This is a genomic window from Geodermatophilus sabuli (assembly GCF_900215145.1).
Lineage (GTDB): Bacteria > Actinomycetota > Actinomycetes > Mycobacteriales > Geodermatophilaceae > Geodermatophilus > Geodermatophilus sabuli.
Genome location: NZ_OBDO01000003.1, coordinates 108,400 through 125,426, shown reverse-complemented (window position 1 = coordinate 125,426; position 17,027 = coordinate 108,400). Strand labels below are relative to the sequence as shown.

Annotated in this window: 14 protein-coding genes; 9 read left to right on the top strand and 5 right to left on the bottom strand. The window is 73.6% G+C overall.

The window, feature by feature from the left end; all coding sequences use genetic code 11:
- Positions 1–13: 13 nt before the first annotated feature.
- The 3 genes from CRP39_RS08735 to tkt all read right to left on the bottom strand — a co-directional run bounded on the left by CRP39_RS08735 (position 14) and on the right by tkt (position 5,017).
- Positions 14–1,612, bottom strand: coding sequence for a glucose-6-phosphate isomerase (locus tag CRP39_RS08735; RefSeq protein WP_097205989.1), 1,599 nt, complete (start codon positions 1,610–1,612; stop codon positions 14–16).
- Positions 1,609–2,715, bottom strand: coding sequence for a transaldolase (tal, locus tag CRP39_RS08730; protein ID WP_097205988.1), 1,107 nt, complete (start codon positions 2,713–2,715; stop codon positions 1,609–1,611). The genes CRP39_RS08735 and tal overlap by 4 nt, the downstream gene beginning before the upstream one ends.
- A gap of 88 nt (positions 2,716–2,803) precedes the next feature.
- On the bottom strand, positions 2,804–5,017 hold the full coding sequence (gene tkt / locus CRP39_RS08725; protein ID WP_097205987.1) for a transketolase: 2,214 nt from the start codon (positions 5,015–5,017) through the stop codon (positions 2,804–2,806).
- Positions 5,018–5,359: 342 nt separating this feature from the next.
- Between tkt and CRP39_RS08720 the strand changes: the two genes are divergently transcribed.
- A complete protein-coding gene (locus tag CRP39_RS08720) occupies positions 5,360–6,280 on the top strand; it encodes a heme o synthase (protein ID WP_097206294.1) in 921 nt (306 codons plus the stop codon).
- A 295-nt stretch (positions 6,281–6,575) separates the two neighbouring features.
- Here the strand turns inward: CRP39_RS08720 and CRP39_RS08715 are convergent, their stop codons facing one another.
- Positions 6,576–7,487 (bottom strand): COX15/CtaA family protein, encoded by a 912-nt coding sequence (locus CRP39_RS08715; RefSeq protein ID WP_101811053.1) that lies wholly within the window; start codon positions 7,485–7,487, stop codon positions 6,576–6,578.
- A 188-nt stretch (positions 7,488–7,675) separates the two neighbouring features.
- On the opposite strand from CRP39_RS08715, the gene CRP39_RS08710 reads away from it, so the two are divergent.
- Genes CRP39_RS08710 through CRP39_RS08675 form a run of 8 tightly spaced genes read left to right on the top strand, consistent with a single transcriptional unit; the run spans position 7,676 to position 14,679 of the window.
- Positions 7,676–8,542, top strand: a complete 867-nt coding sequence (locus CRP39_RS08710) for a helix-turn-helix transcriptional regulator (protein WP_097205986.1) — start codon at positions 7,676–7,678, stop codon at positions 8,540–8,542.
- Positions 8,539–9,981: a Fe-S cluster assembly protein SufB gene (gene sufB, locus CRP39_RS08705; protein ID WP_097205985.1), complete on the top strand. Its 1,443-nt coding sequence runs from the start codon at positions 8,539–8,541 to the stop codon at positions 9,979–9,981. Before CRP39_RS08710 ends, sufB begins: the two co-directional genes overlap by 4 nt.
- Positions 9,981–11,291 carry a Fe-S cluster assembly protein SufD gene (gene sufD / locus CRP39_RS08700; RefSeq protein ID WP_097205984.1) on the top strand — a complete coding sequence of 437 codons (1,311 nt, stop codon included), beginning with the start codon at positions 9,981–9,983 and terminating at the stop codon, positions 11,289–11,291. Before sufB ends, sufD begins: the two co-directional genes overlap by 1 nt.
- A 1-nt stretch (position 11,292) precedes the next feature.
- Positions 11,293–11,637, top strand: coding sequence for a non-heme iron oxygenase ferredoxin subunit (locus tag CRP39_RS08695; protein ID WP_097205983.1), 345 nt, complete (start codon positions 11,293–11,295; stop codon positions 11,635–11,637).
- Positions 11,638–11,652: 15 nt separating this feature from the next.
- Positions 11,653–12,456, top strand: a complete 804-nt coding sequence (gene sufC / locus CRP39_RS08690) for a Fe-S cluster assembly ATPase SufC (protein ID WP_097205982.1) — start codon at positions 11,653–11,655, stop codon at positions 12,454–12,456.
- On the top strand, positions 12,453–13,793 hold the full coding sequence (locus CRP39_RS08685; protein WP_097205981.1) for a cysteine desulfurase: 1,341 nt from the start codon (positions 12,453–12,455) through the stop codon (positions 13,791–13,793). Before sufC ends, CRP39_RS08685 begins: the two co-directional genes overlap by 4 nt.
- A 2-nt stretch (positions 13,794–13,795) precedes the next feature.
- Positions 13,796–14,278: a Fe-S cluster assembly sulfur transfer protein SufU gene (gene sufU / locus CRP39_RS08680; RefSeq protein ID WP_097205980.1), complete on the top strand. Its 483-nt coding sequence runs from the start codon at positions 13,796–13,798 to the stop codon at positions 14,276–14,278.
- Positions 14,275–14,679 carry a metal-sulfur cluster assembly factor gene (locus tag CRP39_RS08675; protein WP_097205979.1) on the top strand — a complete coding sequence of 135 codons (405 nt, stop codon included), beginning with the start codon at positions 14,275–14,277 and terminating at the stop codon, positions 14,677–14,679. The genes sufU and CRP39_RS08675 overlap by 4 nt, the downstream gene beginning before the upstream one ends.
- 149 nt (positions 14,680–14,828) lie before the next feature.
- Here the strand turns inward: CRP39_RS08675 and CRP39_RS08670 are convergent, their stop codons facing one another.
- A complete protein-coding gene (locus CRP39_RS08670) occupies positions 14,829–16,994 on the bottom strand; it encodes an SCO7613 C-terminal domain-containing membrane protein (RefSeq protein ID WP_097205978.1) in 2,166 nt (721 codons plus the stop codon).
- Positions 16,995–17,027 lie beyond the last annotated feature (33 nt).

Here is a 17,027-nt window from a genome sequence, read left to right as displayed (position 1 = left end):
TGGCCGACACCGGTCAGCGCAGCGCGTCGAGCAGCTGGCCGACGCCGGCCACGCGATCGGTCAGGTGCAGGTGCAGCAGCGGGCGGCCTCGGTCGGCCAGTGCCTGGCGGTCGCCGGCGGCCTGGGCGGCCTGCAGGGCGCCGAAGCCGTACGGCCGGTCGGGCACGGGGAGGTCGGCGTCCAGCTCACCCGTGAGCTGCAGGAACGCCCCGGTCTGCGGCCCGCCCTTGTGGTACTGGCCGGTGGAGTGCAGGAACCGCGGGCCCCAGCCGAAGGTGACCGCGTGCCCGGTGCGGGCGGCCAGGACCCCGCGCAGTTCCGCGGCGCGGGCGTCGCGAGCCCGGTCCAGGTAGGCCATGACCGCGAGGTACCCGCGCGGGGGGACGGCGGCCATCAGCGCGTCCAGCGCCAGGCGGACGCCGTCGAGCTGGCTGAGGTCGACCTGGTCGAGCAGGTCGCCGGAGTCGAAGAGCTCGACCGCGCCGATCGTGGCCACCGGCTTCTCGTCGGGCAGCCCGCCCTCCAGCAGCCGCCGGGTGTTCTCCTTGCTCTCGGTCACGTTCGGCTGGTCGAACGGGTTGATGCCGAGCAAGTGGCCGGCGACGGCGGTCGCGTACTCCCAGCCGAGGAACTGGGCGCCCAGCGGACCGGTGACGCCGATCGACGGACCCGGCCCGAGCGGGTCGCCGCCGACCACGGCCAGCAGGGTGTCCGGGTCGGTGGCGCCGGGGGCGTCGGGGGCGTCGAGCACGACCGGCAGCAGGCCGCGGCCCTGCTTGCCGGTGGACTCCGCGATGAGGTGCTCGGCCCAGTCGCCGAAGCCGGTGGTGCCGGAGCCGCCGTCGACCAGCGCGACCTTGTCCCGGCCGGTGCGGAAACCCCCGCCGAGCGCGACCCCCAGCTCCAGGGCGGGGTTGTCCGGCTCGGTCAGGTGCTCGGCCAGCTCGGCGGCCTCCTCCAGCAGCGCGCCGGCGTCGGCGCCGGCCAGCGCCGCGGGGACGAGCCCGAAGGCCGACAGGGCGCTGTAGCGGCCACCCACGGTCGGGTCGGCCAGGAAGACCGCGCGGGCGCCCATCGCCGCCGCCGTCTCCGCCAGCGGGGACCCGGGGTCGGTGACGACGACGAACCGCGCCCCGATCTGCTGCTCGTCCAGCCCCGCGGCGGCGAACGCGTCCACGAAGGCCCGCCGGTGGCTGTCGGTCTCCACCGTGTCGCCGGACTTGGAGCTGACCACCACGACCGTGCGGGCGAGGTCGGTCAACGCCGCGGCGACCTGGCCGGGATCGGTGCTGTCCAGCACGACCAGCGGCACACCGGCCGTCCGGCAGATCACCTCGGGGGCGAGCGAGGAGCCGCCCATGCCGCACAGCACGACCCGGTCCAGGCCCTCGGCCTGGAGCTCGGCGCGCAGTGCGGTCACCCGCGGGAGGAGCTCCCGCGACGTGGCCGGGAGGTCCAGCCACCCCAGCCGGACCGACGCCTCGCCCTCGGCCTCCGGACCCCAGAGGGTGGGGTCCTTGCGCACCAGCCGGCCGGCGACGTCGTCGTCGGCCAGCTGGGTGCGGACGGCCTGCGGGACGTCGAGTCCGGCGCAGGAGAAGCGCAAGGTCACGCCTTGTCCTGGAGTTGGGTGCGCACCGACTCGGTCAGCTCGTCCCACGAGTCGGCGAACTTCTGCACGCCCTCCTCCTCCAGCACCCGGAAGACGTCGTCGAGGTCGACCCCGGCGTCGCTGATGGCCTGCATCACCGCGGCGGCCTCGTCGTAGGTCTTCTGCACCGGCGTGCCCGCGCTGCCGTGGTCGGCGTAGGCCATGAGCGTCTTCTCCGGCATGGTGTTGACCGTGCCGGGGGCGATGAGCTCGCTGATGTAGAGGGTGTCGGGGTAGTCGGGGTTCTTCACGCCCGTCGAGGCCCACAGCGGCCGCTGCGGGCGCGCCCCCTTCGCCTCCAGGGCCTTCCAGCGGTCGGAGGAGAAGACCTCCTCGTAGGCCTGGTAGGCCAGCTGGGCGTTGGCCAGGGCCGCCTTGCCCTTGAGGGCGGCGTCGGCGCCGGCCTCGTCCAGCCGCTTGTCGATCTCGCTGTCCACGCGGGACACGAAGAACGACGCCACGGAGGCGATGCCGCCCAGCTCGGCGTCCGGGTCGGCGGAGATCCGCTGCTCCAGCCCGCTGAGGTAGGCGTCCATGACCGCCCGGTAGCGCTCGAGGCTGAAGATGAGGGTGACGTTGACGCTGATCCCGCGGGCGATGGACGTCGTGATCGCCGGCAGGCCGGCCTCCGTCGCCGGGATCTTGATGAACAGGTTGGGCCGGTCCACCAGCCACCACAGGTGCGCGGCCTCCGCGGCGGTGGCGTCGGTGTCGTGCGCCAGACCCGGCGCGACCTCCAGGGACACCCGGCCGTCGCCGGGCTGCCGCTGGGCCACCGGTGCCAGCAGGTCGCAGGCGTCGCGGACGTCGGCCGCCGTGATGGTCCGCAGCGCCTCCTCGACGCTGACCCTGCGGACGGCGAGGGCGTGCAGCTGGTCGTCGTAGGAGTCCGACCCGCTGATCGCCGCGGCGAAGATCGTCGGGTTGGTGGTGACGCCGACGACGGAGTGCTCGTCGACCAGCGACTGGAGGTTGCCGCTGCGGATGCGGTCGCGGGACAGGTCGTCGAGCCAGACGGCGACCCCGGCCTCCGACAGCTCGGCCAGCTTCTCGTTCTGTGCCATGTCTCTGCCTCTCTCGGTGAGGTACTGGAACGGCCACCTTTCAGGGTCCCGCGCCGAGCTCGCGAGGCGTGGGGGGAAGGGTGGTCCTTCAGCGGTCGCCGGTGGGGTGCGGCAGGCCGCCGGTGGCCGCGACGGGGCCGGCCGGGACGGCGGTGCCGGACCGGGCGGCCTCGATGCTCTCGCGGGCGGCGGTCACGACCGCCTCGTCGGTGAGACCGAACTCCTCGTACAGGACGCTGTACGCGGCGCTGGCCCCGTAGTGGGTGAGGCCGACGATCCGCCCGGCGTCGCCGACGAACTCCCGCCAGCCCATGGGGACGCCGGCCTCGACGCTCACCCGGGCGCGGACCGACGGCGGGAGCACCTCGTCCTTGTAGGACTGCTCCTGGTCGGTGAACCACTCGACGCACGGCACGGAGACGACCCGGGTCGGGACGCCGTCGGCCTCCAGCCGCTCGCGGGCCGCGACGGCGATCTGCACCTCCGAGCCGGTGCCCAGCAGGATGACCTCGGGGTCGCCGTTCGAGGCGTCGGCCAGGACGTACGCGCCGCGGGCCACCCCCTCGGCGGAGGCGAGCTGTCCACGGTCGAACACCGGGAGGTTCTGCCGGGACAGCAGGAGCCCGGCCGGCCGGTCGTTGTTCTCCAGGATCGTCCGCCAGGCGACCGCCACCTCGTTGGCGTCCGCCGGCCGGACGACGTCCAGCCCGGGGATGGCGCGCAGCGCGGCGAGGTGCTCGATCGGCTGGTGGGTCGGGCCGTCCTCACCGAGGCCGATGGAGTCGTGCGTCCAGACGTAGGTGACCGGCAGCTGCATGAGCGCGGCCAGCCGCACCGCCCCGCGCATGTAGTCGGAGAAGGTGAGGAACGTGCCGCCGTAGACCCGCGTGCCACCGTGCAGCGCGATGCCGTTCATGATCGCGCCCATGGCGTGCTCCCGGACGCCGAAGTGCAGGGTGCGGCCGTACGGCCCGCCCGACCACATCTTCGTCTGCCGGTCCGCGGGCAGGAAGGACGGTTCGCCCTTCACCGCGGTGTTGTTGCTCTCGGCGAGGTCGGCCGAGCCGCCCCACAGCTCAGGCAGGACCGGGTAGAGGGCGGCGAGCACTTCGCCGGAGGCCTTGCGGGTGGCCACGCCCTTGGCGTCGGCGTCCCAGGAGGGCAGCTCCGCGGCGAAGCCCTCCGGCAGCGTCCGGGTGGTCATGCGCTCCAGCAGCGCCGAGGCGTCCGGGTTGGCCCGCTGCCACTCCTGGAACCGCTCCTGCCAGTCGGCGTGCTCCTGCCGGCCCTTCTCGACGACGGAACGGGCGTGGGCCAGGACGTCGTCGTCCACCTGGAAGGTGCGCTCGGGGTCGAAGCCGAGGATCTCCTTGGTGGCCCGGACCTCGTCCTCGCCGAGGGCCGAGCCGTGCGCGGCACCGGTGTTCTGCTTGTTCGGTGCCGGCCAGGCGATGATCGTCCGCAGCACGATGATCGACGGGCGGCCGGTCTCGGCCTTGGCGGCGGCGAACGCGGCGTCCACCGCGGCGAGGTCCTCACCGTCGTCCACGTTCTGGACGTGCCAGCCGTAGGCCTCGTACCGCTTGCCGACGTCCTCGGTGAAGGCGACGTTCGTGTCGTCCTCGATCGAGATCCGGTTGTCGTCGTAGACGAGCACCAGGTTGCCCAGCTGCTGGGTGCCGGCCAGCGAGGACGCCTCGCCGCTGACCCCCTCCTCCAGGTCGCCGTCGGAGGCGAAGGCCCAGATCGTGTGGTCGAAGATGCTCTGGCCCTCGGGGGCGTCGGGGTCGAGCAGCCCGCGCTCGCGCCGGGCCGCCATCGCCATCCCGACCGCGTTGGCCACGCCCTGACCCAGCGGGCCGGTCGTCGTCTCCACGCCCGGCGTGTGGTTCACCTCGGGGTGGCCCGGGGTCTTCGACCCCCAGGTACGCAGCGCCTGCAGGTCCGCCAGCTCCAGGCCGTAGCCGGAGAGGTAGAGCTGGATGTAGAGGGTCAGGCTCGAGTGGCCCATCGACAGGACGAAGCGGTCGCGGGCCGGCCACTGCGGGTCGGTCGGGTCGTGCCGCAGCCACTTGTGGAACAGCAGGTAGGCCGTCGGCGCCATGCTCATCGCCGTCCCGGGGTGGCCGTTCCCGACCTGCTGGACGGCGTCCATCGCGAGCACGCGGACGGTGTCGATGGCCCGGCGGTCGAGGTCGCCGAAGCCCTCGGGCAGGGTGGGGGAGGGCTGGGTCGGGTTGCCGGTCGGTGCGTCGGTCGCCGCCTCGGCCGGGGCCTCGGACGCGGTGCTCTTCGTTCCCATCTTGCGGGTGCTCCCTCGGGGGTCGGCCTGTGCGGGACCGCCCGGGACGACCGGTGGAGACCGACCGACCGCGGGCGGACGACGGTGCGCGGCTCCAGCGACCGGGCGTCGCGCGGCTCGTGGCCCGTCGCGGACCCGGACGCACCGTCGTCGTCGACGTCGGCCCTACCCGCTGCATGCGCAGCACCAACGTGACGAGACCCTAGTCATGCCCGCCGGTGCCGGCGGTGGCCGCGGGATACAGTGGCTGCTGTTCTCCCCGTCCCCTCTCGGAAGGGACCTCGTGCTGTCCAGGTGCCCGGTGGTGCCCTGCCCGTGTGCCTGCGCACCCGAGGCCGCACGGTGACCGCGCTGTCCGAGCGCCCGGCCGTCCAGGCCCGTCGCCTCTCGAACACCGTGCGGGCGTACGTGGCCCTGACCAAGCCGCGGATCATCGAGTTGCTGCTGGTCACCACGCTGCCGGCGATGATGCTGGCCTCCGGGGGCTGGCCCTCCTGGCGGCTGCTGATCGCCACGATGGTCGGCGGCACCCTCGCCGCCGGTGCGGCCAACGTCTTCAACTGCTGGTACGACCGCGACATCGACCGGCTCATGCACCGCACGGAGCGGCGGCCGCTGCCGATGGGCGAGATCAGCCCCCGCGCCGCCCTGGTGTTCGGGCTGGTGCTCACCGTGGTGTCGGTCGGGCTGCTCGCCACGACCACGACGCTGCTGGCCGCGGGCCTCGCGCTGGCCGCGATCGTCTACTACGCGGTCCTCTACACGATGGTGTTCAAGCGGTACACCCGCCGCAGCACCGAGTTCGGCGGGGTGCCGGGAGCGGCGCCGGTGCTGATCGGCTGGGCCGCCGTGACCGGCTCGCTGGCCTGGCCCGCCGTCGTGTTCTTCGGCGTCGTCTTCTGCTGGCAGATGCCGCACTTCTGGGCGCTCGCCATGCGCTTCAAGGCCGACTACGCCCGCGCGGACGTGCCGATGCTGCCGGTGGTGTCCTCCGCGGTGTCGGTGGGCCGGCAGACCGTGGCCTGGACCTGGCTGACCGTCGCCGTCTCGCTGCTGCTGTGGCCGGTGGCCGACGGGTTCGGCATCAGCTGGATCTACACCGCCGCCGCGGCGGCCCTCGGCCTGTGGTTCGCCGTCGAGGCGCACCGGCTGCTGCGCCGCATCCGCTCCGGCGCGGAGACCAAGCCGATGCAGCTGTTCCACATCTCGATCACCTACATGACGCTGCTGTCGGTCGCGATCATCGTCGACGTCCTCGTCTGACGGCTGTGCACCTCGTCGGCCTACCGGCCGACACCGCGGCCAGGTGCCGTCCCGTCCTGGATCGAGCCCGGGACTCCCGCCCCCTGCTCGGGGGAGCCTCCGGCCCCCCGCTCCCAGGGACCGCACCGCGGCCAGGTGTCGTCCCGTCCTGGATCGAGCCCGGGACTCCCGCCCCTGCTCGGGGGAGCCTCCGGCCCCCCGCTCCCAGGGACCGCACCGCGGCCAGGTGTCGTCCCGTCCTGGATCGAGCCCGGGACTCCCGCCCCTGCTCGGGGGAGCCTCCGGCCCGCCCCGGTCAGCGGGTGGCGGAGGCCGGGACCGACGGGGCGTCCAGCGGCAGCTCGGACGCCGGGCCGCGCACCGACCACACCAGGCGGGCGGTGAACGCCGTCACCAGCACCGCACCCAGCATGTGCAGCAGCACGAGGGCGACCGGCAGGTCGGTGAAGTACTGCACGTAGCCCAGCACCCCCTGGGCGAGCTGGACGACCAGCAGGTCGCGGGCGGCCCGCTTCAGGCGCCCGGGGGAGTCGGTGGCGTACAGGGCGACCAGCAGCGCGATCGTCAGGCCCAGCAGCAGGAAGACCGAGTCGGCGTGCAGCTGGCTGACCAGTTCGGGGTCGAACCCGGTGCGGCCGGCGCCGGGGTCGCCGCTGTGCGGGCCGCTGCCGGTGACCACCGTGCCGAGCACCAGGACCGCGGCGGTCGCCGCTGCGATCCCGGTCACCAGCAGCGCGAAGGGACGGCGGACCAGCAGCTGGCCCACCCCGGGCTCCCGCGAGCGCAGCCACAGCACGGTCGTCACCGCGACCAGCGCCGAGGACACCAGGAAGTGGGCGGCCACCGTCCACGGGTTCAGCCCGGTCAACACCGTGACCCCGCCGAGGAGGGCCTGGGCGGGGATGCCGAGGAACGCCAGGACGGCGAGACCGCGCAGATCCCGCCGGGTGGAGCGGAAGACCGCGACCACGGTGGCGATCGCCACGGCGGCGAGGACGAAGGTGAGCAGCCGGTTGCCGAACTCGATGACACCGTGCCCGGCGAGCTCCGGGGTCGCGACGAAACTCTCGTCGGTGCACCGTGGCCAGGTGGGGCAGCCGAGGCCGGAACCGGTCAGCCGGACGGCACCCCCGGTGACGACGATGGCGCCGTTGGCGACGGCGTTGGCCAGGGCGAACCGTGACACGACGGCAGGGGAGACCGGCACGCCCCGATGCTAGGCGGTGGGGAGCCGCGCACCGGTCGTCCCGGCGGGTGATCCGCGTCCACCACCGGCACGGACGCCGTCGGCCCTCGGTGGTGTGCCTCACAGGTCGCCCCGTGCCCGCGCTCGTCCGCCCCAGAAGTTAGGTCTGCCTTGCTTGCGAGCGCCCCGAAATAGGTAACACTTGTGTTGTGGAAAGCGACCACGTGCAGGCGGGCGGGCCCCCGGGGCCCTCGTCCCGGCCGTCGGCGAGCGCTGACGACGGCCGCACCCGGCACCGCGTCACCGCGCTCCTGCTGGAGCACGGCCCACAGACCGCGACCGAGCTGGCCGGCCGGCTGGGCATCTCGCCGACCGCCGTCCGCCGGCACCTCGACGCGCTGGTCGCCACCGGCCGGGTCGAGGAGCGGCTGGGGGGCGGTCCGGCGCGCCGCGGTCGCGGCCGCCCGGCTCGGCTGTTCCACCTCACCGACGCCGGACGCTCGGACTTCCCGCACGCCTACGACGACCTGGCGCTGACGGCGCTGCGGTACGTGGCCGCCTCCGGCGGTCCCGACGCCGTCCGGGCGGTCGCCGAGGCTCAGCTCTCCGGGCTCGAGCAGCGCTGCTCCACGGCCGTGGAGCACGCGGCCGCCACCGGCACCGTGGACCGTGCGCAGGTGCTCGCGACCGCCCTCACGGCCGAGGGCTACGCTGCCTCGGCCTCGGCGATCTCCAGCGGCGGGCAGCTCTGCCAGCACCACTGCCCGGTGGCGCACGTGGCGGCCGAGTTCCCGCAACTGTGCGAGGCCGAGACGGCGGTGATCGGCCGGCTGGTGGGTACCCACGTCCAGCGGCTGGCCACGATCGCGCACGGCGACGGCGTCTGCACCACCCACATCCCGGGTCCGATCCGGGTGGGGGCGGGCGGCCGGGACCACATCCGCGCGGGGAACAGATCGACCCCCGCACGCCCTGTACCAGGTGAGCGGGGAGCGCGGCCGACGACGGCCACCACGCGCACCGCACCGTCCACCAGCTCCACTCACACGTTCGACCGGGAGAGGACGCCCGTATGACCAGCACCCAGCAGCCGGTGACCAGCACGCCGCTGACGCAGGACGAGCAGATCGACGCGCTCGGCCGCTACGAGTACGGCTGGGCTGACGCCGACGTCGCCGGTGCCTCCGCCCGCCGCGGGTTGGACGAGGACGTCGTCCGCGACATCTCCGCCCGCAAGAACGAGCCCGAGTGGATGCTCGAGCGCCGCCTCAAGGCCCTCAAGCTGTTCGGCCGCAAGCCCATGCCCGACTGGGGCTCGGACCTGTCCGGCATCGACTTCCAGAACATCAAGTACTTCGTGCGCTCCACCGAGGCCCAGGCGGCCTCGTGGGAGGACCTGCCCGACGACATCAAGAACACCTACGACCGGCTGGGCATCCCGGAGGCCGAGAAGCAGCGGCTGGTCTCCGGTGTCGCGGCGCAGTACGAGTCCGAGGTCGTCTACCACCAGATCCAGAAGGAGCTGGAGGACCAGGGCGTCGTCTTCCTCGACACCGACTCCGCCCTCCGGGAGCACCCGGAGATCTTCCAGGAGTACTTCGGCTCTGTGATCCCGTCCGGGGACAACAAGTTCGCCGCGCTGAACACCGCCGTGTGGTCGGGTGGCTCGTTCATCTACGTGCCGAAGGGCGTGCACGTCGACATCCCGCTGCAGGCCTACTTCCGGATCAACACCGAGAACATGGGCCAGTTCGAGCGGACGCTGATCATCGTCGACGAGGGCGCCTACGTGCACTACGTCGAGGGCTGCACCGCGCCGATCTACAAGTCGGACTCGCTGCACTCGGCGGTCGTCGAGATCATCGTCAAGAAGAACGCGCGCTGCCGGTACACGACCATCCAGAACTGGTCGAACAACGTCTACAACCTGGTCACCAAGCGGGCGATCGCCCACGAGGGCGCGACCATGGAGTGGGTCGACGGCAACCTCGGCTCCAAGGTGACGATGAAGTACCCGGCGGTCTGGATGACCGGCGAGCACGCCAAGGGTGAGGTGCTCTCCATCGCCTTCGCCGGGGAGGGTCAGCACCAGGACGCCGGCGCCAAGATGGTGCACGCCGCGCCCAACACCTCCTCGACGATCGTGTCGAAGTCGGTGGCCCGCGGCGGCGGCCGGACCTCCTACCGCGGTCTGGTCCAGATCGACGAGGGCGCCCACGGCTCGAAGTCGACGGTGAAGTGCGACGCGCTGCTGGTCGACACCATCAGCCGGTCGGACACCTACCCCTACGTCGACGTCCGCGAGGACGACGTCGCCATGGGCCACGAGGCGACGGTCTCCCGCGTCAGCGAGGACCAGCTCTTCTACCTGATGAGCCGCGGCATGTCCGAGGACGAGGCGATGGCGATGGTGGTCCGCGGCTTCGTGGAGCCGATCGCCCGCGAGCTCCCCATGGAGTACGCGCTCGAGCTCAACCGCCTGATCGAACTGCAGATGGAAGGTGCCGTCGGCTGATGCCAGCCCCCGACAACACCAGCACGACCGTCGAGACCACCGGCAGCCTGGCCGGCGAGCTGTTCGCCCCGGGGGTCGGCGCCCAGGCCGGGCCGCCGACCACCCCGGCCGGCGGCACCGCCACGGCCGGCGAGGCCGGGCCCGGTGCGCATTCGCACGGCGGCCCGGCACCGACCGGCTCCCCGGCCGAGCGGTTCACCTCCACCGATCCCGACGCGTTCGGCGAGCCCACCGGCCGTGAGGAGGACTGGCGCTTCACCCCGATGCGCCGGATCCGCCCGCTGCTGCAGGGCGCACCGTCCGACGCGCACCTGCAGTGGGACACCGACCTCCCCGAGGGCGTCGAGTTGACCAGCGTCGCCGCCGACGACCCGCTGCTCAAGGGCCTGCCCGAGCCGGTGGACCGGCTCGCCGCGCTCACCCGTCAGCGCAGCGGCGGCGCCGCCGTCGTGCGCGTGCCGGCCGAGGCGCAGCTGGACCGCCCGGTCGTCCTGCGGCTGACGGGCACCGGCTCCGACGACGTCGTCTGGGGCCAGCTGGTCGTCGAGGTCGGCGCGTTCGCCGAGGCGACCGTCGTCCTGGACCACAGCGGCCTGGCGAGGTACTCCGGTGGCGTCGCGGTCCTCGTCGGGGACGGCGCGCAGGTCACCGTCGTCTCCGTGCAGGACTGGGCGCCCGGCGCGGTGCACGGCGGGCAGTTCGACGCCGTCGTCGGCCGTGACGCGACCGTCAAGCAGGTCGTGGTCACCCTCGGCGGCGACCTCGTCCGCCTGCTCAGCAACGTGCAGTACGCCGGCCCCGGCGGGACGGCGGAGCTGTTCGGTGTCTACTTCGCCGACGAGACCCAGCACCAGGAGCACCGGCTGTGGGTCGACCACGCCGTGCCCAACTGCACCAGCAACGTCCTCTACAAGGGCGCGCTGCAGGGGGAGAAGGCGCACACGGTGTGGGTCGGTGACGTCCGGATCCGCCCGGCGGCCACCGGCACCGACACCTACGAGCTCAACCGCAACCTGGTGCTCACCGACGGCGCCCGCGCCGACTCCGTGCCCAACCTGGAGATCGAGACCGGCGAGATCGTCGGTGCCGGTCACGCCAGCGCCACCGGCCGGTTCGACGACGAGCAGCTGTTCTACCTGTGCTCGCGGGGCATCGACGCCGAGACCGCCCGCCGCCTGGTCGTGCGCGGCTTCTTCGCCGACGTCGTGCAGCACATCGGCCTGCCGGAGCTGCAGGACCGGCTGATGGGCACCATCGAGGCCCGCCTCGGTGCCCTGCCCGGCCTGGACGAGCAGTCCGTGGAGGCCTGACATGGCGTTCGAGCGGGTCTGCGCGCTGTCCGAGGTCCCGGCGAACGGCTCCCTGCGGGTCGAGCTCGCGGACGCCGATGTCGCCGTGGTCCGCTTCGAGGGCGAGGTCTACGCGATCGAGGACCTCTGCTCGCACGCCGAGGTCCCGCTGTCCGAGGGCGAGGTCGAGGAGTTCCACGACGCCCCCACCATCGAGTGCTACCTGCACGGGTCGTGCTTCGACCTGCGCACCGGTGAGCCCACCAACCTGCCGGCCACCGAGCCGGTGCCCGTCTACCCGGTCCGGGTCGACGGCGACGACGTCCTGGTCGACGTCGACGCCTCGGTCCCCGCGGCCCGCAACTGAGGAGCGAGAAGACAAGTGTCCGTGCTGGAGATCCGCGACCTGCACGTCACCGTGGGGGAGGGCGACGACACCAAGGAGATCCTCCGCGGTGTCGACCTGACCGTCCGCTCCGGTGAGACCCACGCGATCATGGGCCCGAACGGGTCGGGCAAGTCGACCCTGGCCTACTCGATCGCCGGTCACCCGAAGTACACGATCACCGGTGGCACGGTGACCCTCGACGGCGAGGACGTCCTCGCGATGAGCGTCGACGAGCGCGCCCGCGCCGGCCTGTTCCTCGCCATGCAGTACCCGGTCGAGGTCCCCGGCGTCTCGGTGTCGAACTTCCTGCGCACGGCCGCCACCGCCGTCCAGGGCGCGGCGCCCAAGCTGCGCACCTGGGTCAAGGACGTCAAGAACGAGATGGCGGCCCTGGAGATGGACCCGGCGTTCGCCGAGCGCAACGTCAACGAGGGTTTCTCCGGCGGTGAGAAGAAGCGCCACGAGATCCTGCAGATGCGCCTGCTCAAGCCGCGCATCGCGATCCTCGACGAGACCGACTCCGGCCTCGACGTCGACGCGCTGCGGATCGTCTCCGAGGGCGTCAACCGCACCCGCGCGGAGGGGGAGGTCGGCGTCCTGCTGATCACCCACTACACGCGCATCCTGCGGTACATCAAGCCCGACTTCGTGCACGTCTTCGTCGCCGGCAAGATCGTCGAGGAGGGCGGTCCGGAGCTCGCGGAGAAGCTGGAGAACGAGGGCTACGCCGCCTACGTCAAGGACTCCAACGAGCAGGCCAGCGCCGAGAAGACCGCTGCGGAGGTCCTCCAGTCATGACCCAGACCGTCTCGCGTCCCGAAGCCGGGGCGCAGAAGGCGCCCCTGCCTCTGGACGTCGAGGCGATCCGGGCGGACTTCCCGATCCTGTCGCGCACCGTCCGCGACGGGAAGCGGCTGGTCTACCTCGACTCCGGGGCCACCTCGCAGAAGCCCCGCAGCGTCCTGGACGCCGAGCGGGACTTCTACGAGACCTGCAACGCCGCCCCGCACCGGGGCGCGCACCAGCTGGCCGAGGAGGCCACCGGTCGCTACGAGGCGGCGCGCGCCACGATCGGGGCCTTCATCGGCGCCCCGGCCGAGGAGATCGTCTTCACCCGCAACAGCACCGAGGCGATCAACCTCGTGGCCTACGCGCTCTCCAACGCGGTCACCGCCAAGGAGGAGCAGTTCCGCCGGTACGCCGTCGGGCAGGGCGACGAGATCGTGGTCACCGAGATGGAGCACCACGCCAACCTGGTGCCCTGGCAGCAGCTGTGCGAGCGCACCGGGGCCACGCTGCGCTGGCTGGGACTCACCGACGACGGCCGGCTGGACCTCTCCGACCTCGCCACCGTGGTCACCGAGCGGACCAAGCTGGTCGCGGTCACCCAGCAGTCGAACATCCTCGGCACGATCAACCCGCTCGGGGACATCGTCGCCCGCGCCCACGAGGTCGGCGCGCTGGTCCTGGTCGACGGCGCCCAGTCGGTGCCGCACCAGCCGGTCGACGTCACCGAGCTCGGCGCGGACTTCCTCGTGTTCTCCGGGCACAAGATGCTCGGGCCCACCGGGGTCGGCGTCCTGTGGGGCCGCTACGAGGTCCTCGACGCGCTGCCGCCCTTCCTCACCGGCGGCTCGATGATCGAGGTCGTCCGCATGGAGGGCAGCACCTTCATGCCCCCGCCGCAGCGGTTCGAGGCCGGCGTCCCCATGACCGCGCAGGTCATCGGGCTGGCCGCGGCCGTCGAGTACCTGCTGGCGCTGGGCATGGACAGGGTGGAGCAGCACGAGAAGGCGCTCACCGCCTACGCCCTGGCGAAGCTGGCGGAGATCCCCGGCGTCACCGTCATCGGCCCGCCGGACACCGTGGCCCGGGGCGGCGCGATCTCCTTCACCGTCGACGGCGTCCACCCGCACGACGTCGGGCAGGTCCTCGACGACCTCGGCGTCGAGGTCCGCGTGGGCCACCACTGCGCCTGGCCGGTGGTGCGGCGATACGGCGTCCCCGCCACGACCCGGGCGACGTTCTACGTGCACACCGGGTACGACGACATCGACGCCCTGGCCGACGCCGTCCGGAAGGCGCAGGAGTTCTTCGGCGTTGCCACACCTGTGACGACGCGTGAGGCGGGCTGAGGATGCAGCTGGAGTCGATGTACCAGGAGATCATCCTGGACCACTACCGGAACCCGCACGGCCGCGGTCTGCGCGAGCCGTTCGAGGCCGAGGTGCACCACGTCAACCCCACCTGCGGCGACGAGGTGACCCTCCGGGTGCACCTGGACGGCGACCGGCTCGCCGACGTCTCCTACGAGGGGATGGGCTGCTCGATCAGCCAGGCGTCGGTCTCGGCGATGTACGACCTCGTCATCGGCAAGAGCGTCCCGGAGGCGCTGGAGGCCGGTGAGCACTTCATGACGCTGATGCAGAGCAAGGGCGACGCCTCGGTGGCCGAGAAGCTCGAGGACGAGCTGGAGGACGCCGTCGCGTTCGCCGGGGTGTCTAAGTACCCCGCACGCATCAAGTGCGCCCTGATGAGCTGGATGGCCCTCAAGGACGCCGGCGCCCGGGCCCTGTCGGTCGCCCACCCGACCACCTCGACTGGAGGGCAGAACGCATGAGCGAGACGACCGAGAACGCCGTGACCACCGAGACCGCCACCCCCGACGCGACTCAGGCGGAGCTGCCGCCGTACAAGTCGGCCCTCATCGAGGACGTCGAGGAGGCCATGCGTGACGTCGTCGACCCCGAGCTGGGGGTCAACGTCGTCGACCTGGGGCTGGTCTACGGCATCGACGTGGACGAGTCGAACGTGGCCGTCATCGACATGACGCTGACGTCGGCGGCCTGCCCGCTGACCGACGTCATCGAGGACCAGGCTCGCGAGGCGCTGACCGGCGGCCCCGGCCCCGGACTGGTCGACGACATCCGGATCAACTGGGTCTGGATGCCGCCGTGGGGTCCGGACAAGATCACCGACGACGGCCGCGAGCAGCTGCGGGCCCTGGGCTTCCGCGTGTAGTCCGGGCAGACGCCCACGACCGTGGCGCCGTGAGCCTGCCCTCCGGGTGGTGGCCGCGGCGCCACGGTCGTCTCCGGCCCTCGGCTCCCCGGTCATCCGGCCCCGCTGCGGGGTCCCGCGCCGAGCGCGCGGGGGGCAGGGGGCCTTCCTCAGCGCATCTCCGCCACGCGGCGGCGGAACCCGTCGGCGCGGTCGGCCGGTGTGAGCCCGCCGCCGGGCTCCAGCTCACTCCGGCGCCTGCGCAGCACCACCTCCCGCCACGCGCCGACGGCCAGCAGGCTGACGCCGACGACGAGCCCGCTGCCGACCGCCAGGGGGAGTTGCACGGCGAGCAGTCCGAGGGCCAGGGTCACGGCCGTGGCCGCGCCCGCGACCACCGGGGCGCGGACCGACCGCCACGCGCCCAGGGCCATGACGACGGCGGCCACGACGAACACCAGCAGCGGTCGGGTGCTGCCCGGTGCCGCCACCGCCCAGACGACCGACGGCGCTGCGGCGACCCACAGGCCCGGGCCCCAGGCCGGCGCGGACCGCCCCTCCGCCAGTCGTGGCCCGGCTGCCATCAGCAGGCCCAGTGCCGCCGGGAGCGTCCAGCTCTCGGGGACGACCCCCCCGGTGAGAGCCGCCACGATCCAGGCCGCCAGGACCAGCTGAGCCGCGCCGGCCCGCCAGGCAGGCGACGCCTCGGGGGCTGCCTCCTCGTCCGGGTCGTCCGGATCGTCCGGGTCCTCCGGGCGCCGCTGCGCGGCTGGTGTGCGGGCGGCCACCCGCGCGTCGGTGGAGCGGTGGCGGGTCGGCGACGGCGCGGGCGGCACCCCGATCGCGGCCTGCGCGGCCCGCCGGACGGCCCGCACGCCGTCGCGGACGGCTCGCAGCCCGGCACGGACGGCGCGCGCTCCCGCTCCGGCGGCGCGGACGCCGGGGCGCAGCGCAGCCCGCAGCCGGTCCGCCCAGCGCGGCCCCGCGTCCGCGTCCGGCCGCCCGGCGCGCCCCATCCGGGCCGGCACGCGGCCACTGCGTGTCCTCCGCCACAGCAGCCACGCCCACGCGTAGGTGCACGCCCCCTGGACGGCGAGGTGGGCGGCCAGCTGGTCACGGGTCCGGAGGGCCACCAGCAGCGCGGTGGCGGCCGCCGCGCAGGTCGCGCCGGCGGTCACGGTGGGCCGCCGGGTCCGCATCGCCATGAGCAGCCCTCCGGCGAGGGCGAGGACGTACAGGCCGGTGAGGGCCACCGCGGCGCCTCGCGGACCGCCCAGGCCGCCGGCCGGCACCGCGCACAGCGCCGCGAGCCCGCCGCACGCGACAGCCGCCGGGAACGCCCGCGGTCGCTCGTCCACCCGCAGCACGGCGGTGAGCAGGCCGGCCGCGGCGGTCACCGCCAGCAGCCACGACAGCGCCGTCCAGCGGGCGTCGGTGAGCAGCTGGACGAGACACAGGGCGACGAGCGTCGCGCCCGCCGCCACCGCCGCGGGCAGCAGGACCCGGCGCGCGGCACCGGGGAGCAGGGCCGCGGCGGCCGAGGTGAGGGCGACCCCCAGGTAGCCGGCCAGCGGGACGGCCACCGGCCCGGGGCTGTGCAGCGCGGCTCCGACGGCGGCTCCGACGGCGATCCCGGCCAGGGCGGCCACCGATGAGCGCGGCCGCAGCAGGGTGCGCAGCTCCCGCCGTTCGGTCGCGGCCAGCAGGCCCAGCGCGGCCACGACGGTGAGGAGCACCGGCAGCCACCGCGCCGGACCGGCCCCGCTCCAGGCGGTGGCCACGGCGCTGCCCACCCCGGCGACCCACCAGGGCAGCGCGGCCACCAGCGCGATCCGGGCGACGAGCGGCCGCGCCGCGCCGGCGGTTCCCAGGCCGGCGACCGCCGCGCCGATGGTTAGTGAGACGTCGGGCAGGCCCGACGCCGCACCGTCGACCGCGCGCAGCGCCGTCACCTGGACAGCGGCCCACACGGCCAGTGGCCAGGCGGCCGGTCGGGGGAGGAGGAACGCCAGGACGGCGAACACGGCACCGGTGGCGACCGGGGGGCCCAGCCCGCCGGACAGCAGCGAGCCCCCCGGGTCGGCGCCGAGGGCGGTGAGCACGACCGCCGCGGCGGCGAGCGCCTCCTCCGACCGGGGGAGCGTGGCCACCGCGCCGGCCCAGGACGCGATCGCCGCCGCGACGGCGAGGCCGAGGAGCAGGACGCGGGCCCAGTCGCCGCCGAACAGGGCGGTCATGCCGGCGCCGGCGGTGGCGATGAGCACCACCCCGACCGCGAGCAGCCACTCCAGCCCGCGCGCCCGGTAGGGGAGCGGAGGCGCCTGCGCAGGGTCCACGACCGCACTCCTCCCTGCCGCCGTCCGGTCCAC

Excerpts from the sequence above, each read along its gene's own strand:
- tal (WP_097205988.1), bottom strand. The coding sequence starts at position 2,715 with ATGGCACAGAACGAGAAGCTGGCCGAGCTGTCGGAGGCCGGGGTCGCC.
- tkt (WP_097205987.1), bottom strand. The coding sequence starts at position 5,017 with ATGGGAACGAAGAGCACCGCGTCCGAGGCCCCGGCCGAGGCGGCGACC.
- sufD (WP_097205984.1), top strand. The coding sequence starts at position 9,981 with ATGCCAGCCCCCGACAACACCAGCACGACCGTCGAGACCACCGGCAGC.
- CRP39_RS08695 (WP_097205983.1), top strand. The coding sequence starts at position 11,293 with ATGGCGTTCGAGCGGGTCTGCGCGCTGTCCGAGGTCCCGGCGAACGGC.
- CRP39_RS08685 (WP_097205981.1), top strand. The coding sequence starts at position 12,453 with ATGACCCAGACCGTCTCGCGTCCCGAAGCCGGGGCGCAGAAGGCGCCC.
- sufU (WP_097205980.1), top strand. The coding sequence starts at position 13,796 with ATGCAGCTGGAGTCGATGTACCAGGAGATCATCCTGGACCACTACCGG.
- CRP39_RS08675 (WP_097205979.1), top strand. The coding sequence starts at position 14,275 with ATGAGCGAGACGACCGAGAACGCCGTGACCACCGAGACCGCCACCCCC.
- sufB (WP_097205985.1), top strand. The coding sequence starts at position 8,539 with ATGACCAGCACCCAGCAGCCGGTGACCAGCACGCCGCTGACGCAGGAC.